At 53.3% G+C, this 13,900-nt stretch carries 11 protein-coding genes and 1 tRNA gene; all 12 read right to left on the reverse strand.

The genetic code is table 11. From position 1 onward, the window contains the following. Positions 1-48 precede the first annotated feature (48 nt). A complete protein-coding gene (mtr, locus tag FDX04_RS16930) occupies positions 49-1,293 on the reverse strand; it encodes a tryptophan permease (RefSeq protein ID WP_061382515.1) in 1,245 nt (414 codons plus the stop codon). Between the two features lie 145 nt (positions 1,294-1,438). Beyond that, complete coding sequence (gene deaD, locus FDX04_RS16935) at positions 1,439-3,355, reverse strand: ATP-dependent RNA helicase DeaD (protein WP_042311259.1); 1,917 nt, start codon at positions 3,353-3,355, stop codon at positions 1,439-1,441. Next, positions 3,348-3,428: a protein YrbN gene (gene yrbN / locus FDX04_RS16940; RefSeq protein ID WP_010723222.1), complete on the reverse strand. Its 81-nt coding sequence runs from the start codon at positions 3,426-3,428 to the stop codon at positions 3,348-3,350. The genes deaD and yrbN overlap by 8 nt, the downstream gene beginning before the upstream one ends. A 106-nt stretch (positions 3,429-3,534) precedes the next feature. After that, positions 3,535-4,419, reverse strand: coding sequence for a lipoprotein NlpI (nlpI, locus tag FDX04_RS16945; protein WP_003024982.1), 885 nt, complete (start codon positions 4,417-4,419; stop codon positions 3,535-3,537). A gap of 109 nt (positions 4,420-4,528) precedes the next feature. Further along, positions 4,529-6,664: a polyribonucleotide nucleotidyltransferase gene (gene pnp / locus FDX04_RS16950; protein ID WP_137360126.1), complete on the reverse strand. Its 2,136-nt coding sequence runs from the start codon at positions 6,662-6,664 to the stop codon at positions 4,529-4,531. 246 nt (positions 6,665-6,910) lie between these two features. Continuing rightward, positions 6,911-7,180: a 30S ribosomal protein S15 gene (gene rpsO, locus FDX04_RS16955; protein ID WP_000059465.1), complete on the reverse strand. Its 270-nt coding sequence runs from the start codon at positions 7,178-7,180 to the stop codon at positions 6,911-6,913. Between the two features lie 148 nt (positions 7,181-7,328). Continuing rightward, positions 7,329-8,273 (reverse strand): tRNA pseudouridine(55) synthase TruB, encoded by a 945-nt coding sequence (truB, locus tag FDX04_RS16960; protein ID WP_042311264.1) that lies wholly within the window; start codon positions 8,271-8,273, stop codon positions 7,329-7,331. Then, complete coding sequence (gene rbfA / locus FDX04_RS16965) at positions 8,273-8,677, reverse strand: 30S ribosome-binding factor RbfA (protein ID WP_003024988.1); 405 nt, start codon at positions 8,675-8,677, stop codon at positions 8,273-8,275. The genes truB and rbfA overlap by 1 nt, the downstream gene beginning before the upstream one ends. A gap of 167 nt (positions 8,678-8,844) precedes the next feature. After that, positions 8,845-11,535, reverse strand: coding sequence for a translation initiation factor IF-2 (gene infB / locus FDX04_RS16970; RefSeq protein ID WP_038634196.1), 2,691 nt, complete (start codon positions 11,533-11,535; stop codon positions 8,845-8,847). A gap of 24 nt (positions 11,536-11,559) precedes the next feature. Continuing rightward, positions 11,560-13,047: a transcription termination factor NusA gene (gene nusA / locus FDX04_RS16975; RefSeq protein ID WP_038634199.1), complete on the reverse strand. Its 1,488-nt coding sequence runs from the start codon at positions 13,045-13,047 to the stop codon at positions 11,560-11,562. A 28-nt stretch (positions 13,048-13,075) separates the two neighbouring features. Next, complete coding sequence (gene rimP / locus FDX04_RS16980; protein WP_042311367.1) at positions 13,076-13,528, reverse strand: ribosome maturation factor RimP; 453 nt, start codon at positions 13,526-13,528, stop codon at positions 13,076-13,078. Between the two features lie 207 nt (positions 13,529-13,735). Beyond that, positions 13,736-13,812, reverse strand: a tRNA-Met gene (locus FDX04_RS16985). Positions 13,813-13,900: the final 88 nt, after the last annotated feature.

Below are 13,900 nucleotides of genomic sequence, written 5' to 3' on the forward strand. Positions count from 1 at the left end.
TCTGTCACCTATGTATCCGGTCATACATAGCGCCACCGGGCAATTGTTCTACTGGTACACTGGCAGCAGGTTAACGCTCGACAGGATATGGATAACCGCGTTGCCGACACCGAAGACCAGAATCAGGGCAATCATCGGTTTACCGCCCCAAACACGGAATTTCGGGCTGCCGAAACGTTCGCGGGATTTACGTGCCAACAGCGCTGGCACAATGGCAGCCCAGATAGTTGCAGCTAAACCTGCATAACCAATGGCGTACAGAAAACCGTTCGGCCACAGCAGGCCACCGACAATTGGCGGGACAAACGTCAGCAGTGCCGTTTTGAAACGACCCATTGCCGAGTCATCAAAACCAAACAGATCCGCCAGATAGTCGAACAGACCGAGCGTCACACCGAGGAATGAACTCGCCACCGCAAAGTTGGAGAACACCACCAGCAGCAGATCCAGACTACGGCTGTTCAGCACACCGCTCAGCGCCTGGACCAGCACGTCAATATTCCCGCCCTGCTGCGCAATACCAATAAATTCCGGACGCGGAATATTCCCCATCGTACCCAGCAACCATACGGTATACAGCACCAGCGCCAGCAGCGTGCCGTATACCAGGCACTTAACGATGGTCTTGGGATCCTTGCCGTAATACTTCATCAGGCTCGGGACGTTGCCGTGATAACCAAACGACGCCAGACAGAACGGCAGCGTCATCAGCAGGTACGGCGTATATGAAGCATTGCTCTGCGCCACGTTAAACAGCGTGGCAGGCTGAACGTGTCCCAGCAGGCTGCCGAAGGTTAGGAAAAAGGTAATGACCTTTGCCCCCAGCACAATGGCCGTCATACGGCTAACCGCTTTGGTACTTAACCACACCACAAACGCGACCAGCAGCGCAAAGCCAAGACCTGCCGCGCGCGCCGGAACGTTCAGCGACATCTCGGCAAAGGTGTGGTGCAGAATCGAACCGCTCGCCGAAATATAGGCATAGGTCAGAATGTAGAGCACAAAGGCAATAGAGATGCCGTTAACAACGTTCCAGCCTTTGCCCAGCAGATCTTTGGTAATGGTGTCGAAGCTGGAACCAATCCGGTAATTGAGGTTGGCTTCAAGGATCATCAGCCCGGAGTGCAGCATGCAGAACCAGGTGAAGATCAGCGCCGCCATGGACCAGAAAAACCACGCCCCGGACATGACCACCGGCAGAGAGAACATCCCCGCGCCAATAATGGTGCCGCCGATGATCACCACGCCGCCAAGCAGCGAAGGTGACGTTTGGGTGGTGGTTAGTGTTGCCATTTAGCCGTCTCTCCAGTCATTTATATTGCGACTACATATCAATGTGCTGCACTGTACCAGTACACGAGTACAATTGAAATAAAAAAAGCCCCGATTGTTGAGATCGGGGCTGTATATTTTACTTTACGCTTTTAAGCCGTTTGGCTTATGCGTCACCGCCGAAACGACGACGACCGGCTGAATCATCACGACGCGGAGCTGAAGAATCGTCACGGCGCGGGCCACGACCACCTTCACGACGTTCGCCGCTGAAACGACGACCATCACCACGACCGCCTTCACGACGCTCACCGCCAAAACCACGGCCTTCACCGCGACCGCCTTCACGACGCTCGCCGCTGAAGCGGCCACCGCCACGACGCTCACCACCGGTGTGCGGTACGGCATCGCCAACCAGCTGCATGTTCATCGGCTTGTTCAGGATGCGGGTACGGGTAAAGTGCTGCAGCACGTCGCCCGGCATACCTTTCGGCAGTTCGATGGTGGAGTGGGAAGCAAACAGCTTGATGTTACCGATGTAACGGCTGCTGATATCACCTTCGTTAGCAATCGCGCCAACGATATGACGGACTTCAACACCGTCATCACGACCCACTTCAATGCGGTACAGCTGCATATCACCAACGTCACGACGCTCACGACGCGGACGGTCTTCACGGTCGCCACGCGGGCCACGATCGTTGCGGTCACGCGGACCACGATCGTCACGGTCGCGGAATTCGCGTTTCGGACGCATCGGCGCATCTGGCGGCAGGATCAGCGGACGTTCGCCCTGAGCCATTTTCAGCAGTGCGGCTGCCAGCGTTTCGATATCCAGCTCTTCTTCCGGCTGCATTTTCGCCAGCAGAGCACGGTACTGATCCAGATCGCTGCTTTCCAGCTGCTGCTGTACTTTCGCGGCAAATTTTTCCAGACGGCGTTTGCCCAGCAGCTCTGCATTCGGCAGTTCTACTTCTGGAATGGTCAGCTTCATGGTGCGTTCAATGTTACGCAGCAGACGACGCTCGCGGTTCTCAACGAACAGCAGCGCACGGCCAGCACGACCCGCACGACCGGTACGGCCGATACGGTGAACATAAGATTCAGAGTCCATCGGGATATCGTAGTTAACGACCAGGCTGATACGCTCAACGTCCAGGCCACGGGCCGCAACGTCGGTTGCAATCAGAATATCCAGACGGCCATCTTTCAGACGCTCCAGAGTCTGCTCACGCAGAGACTGGTTCATGTCGCCGTTCAGTGCAGCGCTGCTATAACCGCTACGCTCCAGCGCTTCTGCAACTTCCAGGGTCGCATTTTTGGTACGGACGAAGATAATCGCCGCATCAAAATCTTCTGCTTCCAGGAAACGCACCAGCGCTTCATTTTTACGCATGCCCCATACAGTCCAGTAGCTCTGGCTGATGTCAGGACGGGTAGTGACGCTGGACTGAATACGTACTTCCTGCGGCTCTTTCATAAAGCGGCGGGTAATACGACGAATCGCTTCCGGCATGGTGGCAGAGAACAGCGCGGTCTGATGACCTTCCGGGATCTGCGCCATGATGGTTTCAACGTCTTCGATGAAGCCCATACGCAGCATTTCATCAGCTTCGTCCAGTACCAGACCGCTCAGTTTGGAGAGGTCCAGAGTACCGCGCTTCAGGTGATCCAGCAGACGGCCCGGCGTACCGACGACGATCTGTGGTCCCTGACGCAGGGCACGTAATTGCACGTCATAACGCTGGCCGCCGTACAGGGCTACCACGTTCACGCCGCGCATGTGTTTAGAGAAATCCGTCATGGCTTCTGCAACCTGAACCGCCAGTTCGCGGGTCGGTGCCAGCACCAGAATCTGAGGTGCCTTCAGCTCAGGATCAAGATTGTTGAGCAGCGGTAAAGAGAACGCTGCCGTTTTGCCGCTACCGGTCTGGGCCATACCCAGAACATCGCGACCGCCCAGCAGATGCGGAATGCACTCTGCCTGGATTGGAGATGGTTTTTCGTAACCCAGATCGTTAAGGGCTTCAAGGATAGGAGCCTTCAGGCCCAGATCTGCAAAAGTGGTTTCGAATTCAGCCATGTAGTACGTGTGCCTCAAAATTAATGGCGGCCAGTCTACATAACTCATCATGAAATTGATCTGCAATTTTCATTGAAAAGTGTGAACCGGCTCAAAGTAGGTGTATTAACGAACAACAACGCCCTCACCCGTGAAGGTGATGGCAATCAAAAAAGATTACGGGCTGATGTGTACGTCAGCTATTGCTGGTCCGATTCTGCCAGGTCATCTTGGTCCTGGCCCAGGAGCGATAATTCCAACAATGCGTATCGGTGCTCAACAAAGTTATGAACGTTGTTAGCCACCGCCAGTTTGAACAATGCCGTAGCGTTGTCCAAATCCCCCAGACTTAGGTAGTACTTACCTAAATAGAAGTTGGTTTCACTGAGATGCTCAGCGAGCGAGGTGTTATCCGTTGCGTCCGCCTTCAGGCGTTCCATCAGCGTTGCTTCGCTAATGTTGCCCAGGTAGAACTCGACAATGTTCCATCCCCATTGCTCTTTATCCGATTTTTCGAAGCGTTGTTTTAACGCTTCTTTAGCCTGCTTCTCATCGAGCTTCTGCTCGGCAAGATAAAGCCACAGACTGCGGAAAGGATCATTGGGATCGTCTTGATAAAACGCCAGCAGATCATCTTGCGCTAACTTGTCGCGACCGCCGTAATACAATGCGATACCGCGATTTAAGTGCGCGTAGTTGTAAGTTGGATCAAGCTCAAGTACAGAATCAAACGCTTCATAGGCAGCATCAAAATTGCCTGCCTGCGTTAAATATATACCTAAGTAATTGAATACTTCAGGCATATCTGGTCGGATTGCCAGCGCTTGTGAAAAATCATTTCGCGCAAGTGCCCTCAGACCGAGACTATCATACAACACTCCGCGCTCATATAAAAGCTGTGCGCGTTCGTCATCGGTTAAAGCCCGACTGGCAAGAATTTGTTCCATACGTGCCAGAATCACTTCCTGCTGCAAAGTCGGTTGCAATGGTACTGCGAGGACTTCACTCTTACGCCAGGCGGAATTACTGCATCCAGCCAGCGTGAGTGCTGTCGCAACGAAACACCAGCGCAAAAAAGGCTTCATTTCCCACTCCCGAAGACAACGATTGAATGAACGTCCAGGTTCCCCGGTTGCTAACAAGGCGTCCTGCCGGGTTAAAGGCCCTCCGCTCACACGGAGGGCAATGGCAACCTTACTCGCCCTGTTGGCTTACCGGAGCTTCCGGTTCGCCTGCAGGCTGAGACTGCTCAGTTGCTTCTTTAATGCTCAGACGTACACGGCCCTGGCGATCAACTTCCAGAACTTTAACCGGTACTTCCTGGCCCATCTGCAGGTAATCGGTCACTTTCTCAACGCGCTTATCAGCGATCTGAGAAATGTGTACCAGACCTTCTTTACCGCCACCGATGGCAACGAATGCGCCAAAGTCAACGATACGGGTCACTTTACCATTGTAGATACGACCTACTTCGATCTCTGCAGTGATCTCTTCGATACGACGGATAGCATATTTCGCTTTCTCGCCGTCGGTCGCTGCGATCTTCACAGTACCGTCATCTTCGATTTCGATAGTAGTGCCAGTCTCTTCGGTCAGGGCACGGATAACAGAACCGCCTTTACCGATAACGTCTTTAATCTTGTCCGGGCTGATCTTGATGGTGTGGATACGTGGAGCGAATTCAGAGATATCGCCACGCGGCGCGTTAATCGCCTGTTCCATCACACTCAGGATGTGCAGACGCGCACCTTTAGCCTGGTTCAGAGCAACCTGCATGATCTCTTTGGTGATACCTTCAATTTTGATATCCATCTGCAGTGCAGAGATACCGTCGCGGGAACCCGCCACTTTGAAGTCCATATCGCCCAGGTGGTCTTCGTCGCCCAGGATGTCAGACAGAACAACATAGTTGTCTCCTTCTTTCACCAGACCCATCGCGATACCCGCAACGGCGGCTTTGATCGGCACGCCTGCGTCCATCAGCGCCAGGGAAGCGCCGCATACGGAAGCCATGGAAGAAGAACCGTTAGATTCGGTGATTTCAGAAACCACACGCACGGTGTACGGGAATTTATCCAGTTCCGGCATCACTGCCAGCACGCCACGTTTCGCCAGGCGACCGTGACCAATCTCACGACGCTTCGGAGAACCGACCATACCGGTTTCGCCTACGCAGTACGGAGGGAAGTTGTAGTGGAACAGGAAGTTGTCAGTACGCTCGCCCATCAGTTCGTCGAGGTTCTGCGCATCACGGGTGGTGCCCAGGGTCGCGGTAACCAGCGCCTGAGTTTCGCCACGGGTGAACAGCGCGGAACCGTGGGTACGCGGCAGAACGCCAGTACGCACGTCCAGACCACGGATCATGTCTTTTTCACGGCCATCGATACGCGGCTCGCCTGCCAGTACGCGGCTACGAACAACGTTTTTCTCGATGGCGTGCAGGATTTCACCCAGTTCGTTAGCGTCCAGGGTTTCATCTTCAGCCACCAGAGTCGCGATGGTTTCAGATTTGATCACGTCAACCTGAGCGTAACGCTCTTGTTTGTCGGTGATACGGTAAGCATCGCTCAGACGAGCTTCTGCCAGTGCGGCAACGCGCGCGTTCAGCGCTTCGTTGACGGCTTCTGGCTGCCAGTCCCAACGCGGTTTGCCGGCTTCTTTCGCCAGCTCGTTGATAGCCTGAATAACAACCTGCTGCTGTTCGTGACCGAATACTACAGCGCCCAGCATCTGGTCTTCGCTCAGCAGTTCAGCTTCGGATTCAACCATCAGTACGGCAGCTTCGGTACCGGCAACAACCAGGTCCAGCTTGCTTTCTTTCAGTTCATCCTGAGTCGGGTTCAGTACGTACTGGTCATTGATATAACCAACACGTGCAGCACCGATCGGGCCGTTGAATGGGATGCCAGACAGCGTCAGCGCAGCGGATGCGCCGATCATTGCCACGATATCCGGGTTAACCTGTGGGTTAACAGAAACAACGGTCGCGATAACCTGAACTTCGTTAACGAACCCTTCCGGGAACAGCGGGCGAACCGGGCGGTCAATCAGACGCGCGATCAGGGTTTCGCCTTCGCTCGGACGGCCTTCACGACGGAAGAAGCTACCCGGGATACGGCCAGCAGCGTAGGTACGCTCCTGGTAGTTAACGGTCAGCGGGAAAAAGTCCTGGCCTGGTTTCGCTTTTTTCTGGCCAACAACGGTAACGAATACCGCAGTGTCATCCATGCTAACCATAACAGCGGCAGTCGCCTGACGCGCCATCATGCCGGTTTCCAGCGTAACGGTATGCTGACCGTACTGGAATTTACGAACGATCGGATTAAGCAAAATAATATCCTTTCTCTATTTTTTGACGGCACATTTTTGCGCCATCGTTAATACCCGATCTTCTGCGCATCCTCGCGACTAATGACAACCCTAACCCATACGCATGAGTAAAGCCTCTCATTAGCCGCGCGAACCTCTGCAACGGAAGATCATTCATAGCAACAATACATTAGTTTCCAGCGAATTGCTGCCATCTGCTGGAAAAAAGGGGCCATGAAGGCCCCCTCTTTCTGAAACTCGAAAGAATTAGCGACGCAGACCCAGACGCTCGATCAGCGCGGTGTAGCGTGCAACATCTTTACGTTTCAGGTAGTCGAGCAGTTTACGACGCTGAGAAACCATGCGCAGCAGACCACGACGGCTGTGGTGATCTTTTTTGTGCTCTGCAAAGTGGCCCTGCAGGTGGTTAATCTGTGCAGTCAACAGAGCAACCTGAACATCGGTAGAACCGGTGTCGTTTGCATCACGACCAAACTCAGAAACGATTTTAGCGGTAGCTTCAGTACTTAGAGACATTTTAAAACTCCAAAGTGTTAAGAATGAAAGGATGCCGATCTCTAATTCAGCTATCCCAGTGTACGCCACGCAGATTGTTAAACAATTTACGCGACGTTAAGCGGCAGTATTCTACTCGCAGCGCCCTTTTATCGCAAGACAGAGAGCGTTATGCCGGATATTCAACCACCAGGCGACGAGGGGCGACACGACCTTCATCGTCGATCTCCCCCATGCCGATAAATTTGCCGTCATCGCCTTCCGTCACACGCACCAGGCCTTCCAGCGGGACACCTGTCGTACGTACCGGGTTACCATTTTTAAAGTAAACCGACGATGTTAAAGGCAAATTAACAACAGGATAGTCCGATGCTGGACTGTCCATTGGCATCAGCAAGGGATCAAGCAACTGAGCGGCCGGAATGTTCTGCTGCTCAGCCTGTTCAACCAGCTCGCGCAAGTGTTCCAGCGTCACCATACGATCCACCGGATACTTGCTGACCGTCAGACGACGCAGGTACGTTACGTGCGCACCACAGCCGAGCTTCTCGCCCAGATCGTCGATAATAGTGCGAATATAGGTACCTTTGGAGCAGTGAACTTCCAGCTCCAGCTCGTTACCTTCATGGCGAATAAACAGCAGCTCATAGACGGTAATCGGGCGCGCTTCACGCGGCACTTCAATGCCCTGACGCGCATATTCGTACAGCTTTTTACCCTGATATTTCAGCGCCGAATACATTGACGGAATCTGCTCGATATCGCCGCGGAAAGTCTCCAGTGCGCTCGCAAGTTGCTCTGCGCTGAAGGTTACCGGACGTTCCTGCACGATTTGCCCGTCAGCATCGGAAGTGTCAGTACGCTGCCCCAGGCGGGCTACTACGCGATAGCGTTTGTCAGAATCCAGCAAATACTGTGAAAACTTCGTCGCTTCGCCGAGGCAGATAGGCAGCATGCCCGTCGCCAGCGGATCCAGCGCGCCGGTATGACCCGCACGGTTGGCATTGTAGATGCGCTTTACTTTTTGCAGTACGTCATTGCTGGACATGCCCTGCGGCTTATCCAGCAGCAGGACACCGTGAATGTCGCGACCACGACGACGAGGACGACTCATTAGTCCTCCTTGCTGTCGTCCGCTGGGTTCACACGACGTTCATCGTCATGTTTTACCACGCTGGTCACCAGGTTAGACATACGCATCCCTTCAACCAACGAGTTGTCGTAGAAGAAGGTCAGTTCAGGCACGATACGCAGACGCATCGCTTTCCCCAGCAGGGAGCGGATAAAACCAGAGGCTTCCTGTAGGGCCTTAATGCCGTTTTTCACAGCCGCTTCGTCCTGGTCGTTAAGGAAAGTCACGAATACTTTGGCATACGCCAGGTCACGGGACATCTCAACACCCGATACGGTGGTCATCATGCCAACACGCGGGTCTTTGATTTCGCGTTGCAGGATGAGTGCGATCTCTTTCTGCATCTCTTGCGCGACACGCTGCGGGCGACCAAATTCTTTCGCCATAATAAATTCTCCAGAATAAAGACAAAAAAGGGGCCATAAGCCCCTTTTTAAATTTCTTGCCGGGTGGCGCTTTAAAGCCTGATGGCGCTACGCTTATCAGGCCTACAACCCGGCTAACAATCCTAACGTAGGCCCGGTAAACGAAGTACCACCGGGCATTACGAAGATTATGCGATAGTACGTTTGATCTCGATGATCTCGAACACTTCGATCATATCGCCAACGCGAACGTCGTTGTAGTTCTTAACGCCGATACCACATTCCATACCGTTACGGACTTCGTTAACGTCATCTTTGAAGCGGCGCAGGGATTCCAGCTCGCCTTCATAGATAACTACGTTGTCGCGCAGGACGCGGATTGGGTTGTGACGCTTGATAGTACCTTCGGTAACCATACAGCCCGCGATCGCACCAAATTTCGGTGATTTAAACACATCGCGCACTTCAGCCAGACCGATGATCTGCTGTTTCAGTTCCGGAGACAGCATACCGCTCATCGCCGCTTTCACTTCGTCGATCAGATGATAGATGACGGAGTAGTAACGCAGATCCAGACTTTCAGATTCGATCACTTTACGCGCAGAAGCATCAGCACGGACGTTGAAGCCAACCAGAATCGCGTTGGACGCCGCAGCCAGGGTCGCGTCGGTTTCAGTGATACCACCTACGCCGGAACCGATGATCTTCACTTTCACTTCGTCGGTAGACAGTTTCAGTAAGGAGTCGGAGATCGCTTCTACAGAACCCTGTACGTCAGCTTTCAGTACGACGTTCACTTCGTGAACTTCGCCATCGGTCATGTTGGCGAACATGTTCTCAAGTTTGGATTTCTGCTGACGAGCCAGTTTAACTTCACGGAATTTGCCCTGACGATACAGTGCAACTTCACGGGCTTTCTTCTCGTCACGCACCACGGTCACTTCGTCACCGGCAGCCGGAACACCGGACAGACCGAGGATTTCCACTGGAATGGACGGACCTGCTTCCAGAACTTCCTGACCCAGTTCGTTACGCATCGCACGCACGCGGCCGTATTCGAAGCCACACAGTACGATGTCGCCTTTATGCAGCGTACCTTCGCGTACCAGGACGGTAGCAACCGGACCACGACCTTTATCCAGAAAGGATTCGATTACCGCGCCGCTCGCCATACCTTTACGAACAGCTTTCAGCTCCAGCACTTCGGCCTGCAGTAGGATCGCATCCAGCAGTTCGTCGATACCGGTACCGGCTTTCGCAGAAACGTGAACGAACTGGCTCTCGCCGCCCCACTCTTCCGGCATGATACCGTACTGGGACAGTTCATTTTTAACGCGATCCGGATCTGCTTCTGGTTTATCGATTTTGTTAACTGCAACCACCACCGGCACACCTGCCGCTTTCGCGTGCTGGATAGCTTCGATGGTCTGCGGCATCACGCCGTCGTCTGCTGCAACAACCAGAACCACGATATCCGTTGCCTGAGCACCACGAGCACGCATGGAGGTAAACGCGGCGTGACCCGGGGTATCCAGGAAGGTGATCATACCGTTGTCAGTTTCAACGTGGTACGCACCGATGTGCTGGGTAATGCCGCCCGCTTCGCCAGAAGCCACTTTCGTGGAACGAATGTAGTCCAGCAGGGAGGTTTTACCGTGGTCAACGTGACCCATGATGGTTACAACCGGTGCGCGCGGTTCAGCCGCAGCGCCGGTGTCACGGTCGCTCATTACTGCTTCTTCCAGCTCGTTTTCACGACGCAGGATAACTTTGTGGCCCATCTCTTCGGCAACCAGCTGTGCGGTTTCCTGGTCGATGACCTGGTTGATGGTCGCCATAGCGCCCAGTTTCATCATCGCTTTGATGACCTGAGAGCCTTTCACCGCCATCTTGTTAGCCAGTTCGCCAACGGTGATGGTTTCGCCGATCACAACGTCACGGTTAACAGCCTGAGCTGGCTTCTGGAAGCCCTGCTGCAGAGCGGAACCTTTACGCTGTTTACCGCCTTTACCACCACGAACTGCGGCGCGCGCTTCTTCACGGTCGGCTTTCGATTCAGCGTGTTTGTTGCCTTTCTTCGCCGGACGCGCGGCTTTCGCGCTGCGAGTACGACCACGGCCGCCTTCAACTTCACGATCGTTTTCGTCTTCTGCCTGGCGAGCGTGCTGAGAAGTTGTGACGTGATAATCGCTGGTATCTTCAACAGGTTCAGCGTTATCCACACCATTTTTCTCGTTTTCTTCCGCCATACGGCGAGCTTCTTCCGCTACGCGGCGAGCTTCTTCTTCAAGCTTGCGACGTGCTTCTTCTTCCGCTTTACGTTTCAGTTCTGCGGCTTCATTTTCACGGCGGGCTTTTTCGGCCTGGGCGGTTTTAGTCATATCGTCGGTCTGTTGATTGCTCACTTTGTCTTTTTCCGCAGCTTCACGTTTCGCTTTATCAGCGGCTTCACGCTTAGCTTGTTCTGCGGCCTCACGTTCGGCTTTTTGTTGCGCCTCGCGTTTGGCAGCTTCTTCTGCCTCACGACGGGCTTGCTCTTCCGCTTCACGCTGCGCCTGCTCTTCCGCGGCCAGGCGTTCAGCCTCTTGCGGATCGCGTTTCACAAAGGTGCGTGTCTTGCGGACTTCGATTTGTACCGATTTGCTTTTCCCACCGGTACCTGGAATATTGAGAGTACTGCGCGTTTTACGCTGCAATGTCAACTTATCCGGCGCTGAGCCGTTCTCACGGTTCAGATGCGCCAGTAAGGTTTGTTTCTCTTGTGCGGACACAGAGTCATCAGCAGACTTACGGATACCTGCATCAGCAAATTGCTGTACCAGGCGATCCACGGAGGTCTGTATCTCTGCAGCCAGCGTTTTTACGGTTACATCTGTCATACTGTTCCTTCCTGCTACAGTTTATTACGCTTCATCACCGAACCAGCAAATATTACGGGCAGCCATAATCAGCTCACCGGCTTTTTCGTCGGTCAACCCTTCGATATCAGCCAGATCATCAATGCCCTGTTCGGCGAGATCTTCCAGCGTACAAACACCACGGGCAGCCAGTTTAAAGGCCATATCGCGATCCAATCCTTCCAGATTCAGCAGATCGTCAGCCGGTTTGTTATCACCGAGGCTTTCTTCCTGGGCCAGTGCCAGAGTGGTCAGTGCGTTTTTAGCACGCTCGCGCAGCGCTTCAACGGTCGGTTCATCGAGGCCGTCAATTTCCAGCAGTTCTTTCATTGGCACGTAGGCCAGTTCTTCCAGCGTCGCAAAACCTTCTTCCACCAGAACTGTCGCGAAATCTTCATCGATATCGAGATATTTGGTGAAGGTATCGATGGCTGCATGTGCTTCAGCCTGATGCTTCGCTTGCAGGTCATCAACGGTCATTACGTTGAGTTCCCAACCGCTCAGTTGTGAAGCCAGGCGGACGTTCTGACCGTTACGTCCAATCGCCTGAGCCAGGTTACCGGCTTCAACCGCGATATCCATGGTGTGTTTGTCTTCATCCACCACGATAGAAGCGACATCTGCTGGCGCCATTGCGTTAATCACGAACTGCGCCGGGTTATCATCCCACAGGACGATATCGATACGCTCGCCGCCCAGTTCGGTAGAGACCGCCTGAACGCGCGCACCGCGCATACCGACGCAAGCACCGACCGGGTCGATACGCTTGTCGTTGGTCTTAACGGCGATTTTCGCACGAGAGCCAGGATCGCGAGCAGCCGCTTTAATTTCAATCACTTCTTCGCCAATTTCTGGCACTTCAATGCGGAACAGCTCAACCAGCATTTCCGGTTTGGAACGGGTGACGAACAGTTGCGCACCGCGCGCTTCCGGGCGCACAGAGTACAGAACGCCACGAATACGGTCGCCAGGGCGGAAGTTTTCGCGCGGCAGCATGTCTTCACGCAGGATCACGGCTTCAGCATTGCTGCCCAGATCCAGGGAAATGTTGTCACGGTTAACTTTTTTCACCACACCCGTAACGATTTCACCTTCGTGTTCGCGGAACTGATCAACAACCATTGCGCGTTCAGCTTCACGTACTTTCTGTACGATAACCTGTTTCGCGGTCTGGGTGGTGATACGGTCAAAGGTGACAGATTCAATCTGATCTTCAACATAGTCGCCCACGTTCAGGCTTTCGTCTTCGAAGCGTGCCGCTTCCAGGGTAATTTCTTTGGTCGGCTGAGTAACTTCTTCTACGATTACCCAACGACGGAAGGTATCGAAATCACCGCTTTTACGATCGATTTCTACGCGGACGTCGATCTCTTGCTCATATTTTTTCTTTGTTGCTGTAGCCAGCGCACTTTCCAGCGCTTCAAAAATTTTCTCGCGTGGCAGCGCTTTTTCGTTGGATACGGCTTCAACAACAGCCAAAATTTCTTTGTTCATCGCGGGCTTTTCACCTCAATCCAGACTGTTAAAAGTGGGGAACCAGGTTCGCCTTCTGGATATTACTCAGCGCGAACACTTCATCTTTACCTTCGACTGTGACCGTGATCATCTCACCGTCCACCGCTTTGATAACGCCCAGCCATTTACGACGGTTTTGTACCGCCATACGAAGAACCAGCGTGACTTCTTCCCCCAGGAAACGCACGTAGTGTTCAGCAGTGAACAGAGGACGGTCGAGACCCGGCGAGGAAACTTCCAGGTTATAGGCAACGGTGATTGGGTCTTCGACATCCATCACGGCGCTTACCTGATGGCTCACATCAGCACAATCATCAACATTGATGCCATCTTCACTATCAATATAGATGCGCAGTGTGGATGTGCGACCGCGAATAAATTCGATGCCGACCAGTTCGTAGCCCAGGGCTTCAACCGGTGCTGTAATCATCTCTGTTAATTTTTGCTCTAATGTGGACAAGCCCACCCCCAAGACATAAAAAAAGGGCCTAAAGCCCAGTTATTCTGTAGTCAGATAACAAAAAACCCCGATAAATCGGGGCTTTAGATAACTGAACCCTATAACCGCACCTGCGGTTCGGAGAACCTTCCGAAAGAATTTTTTTCAAATCCAGCTACGAAGGCCTAAGTCTTCACAGTATATTTGAAAAAGAACTCTAAGGGAAAGTGGTTGCGGGGGCCGGATTTGAACCGACGACCTTCGGGTTATGAGCCCGACGAGCTACCAGGCTGCTCCACCCCGCGCCTGAAACGTGGCAAATTTTACTCGTTTTGGGTAAAAAATGCAAATACTGCTGGGATTTGGTACCGAGGACGGGACGTAAAATCTGCG

Source organism: Citrobacter sp. wls615, assembly GCF_005281355.1.
Lineage (GTDB): Bacteria > Pseudomonadota > Gammaproteobacteria > Enterobacterales > Enterobacteriaceae > Citrobacter > Citrobacter werkmanii.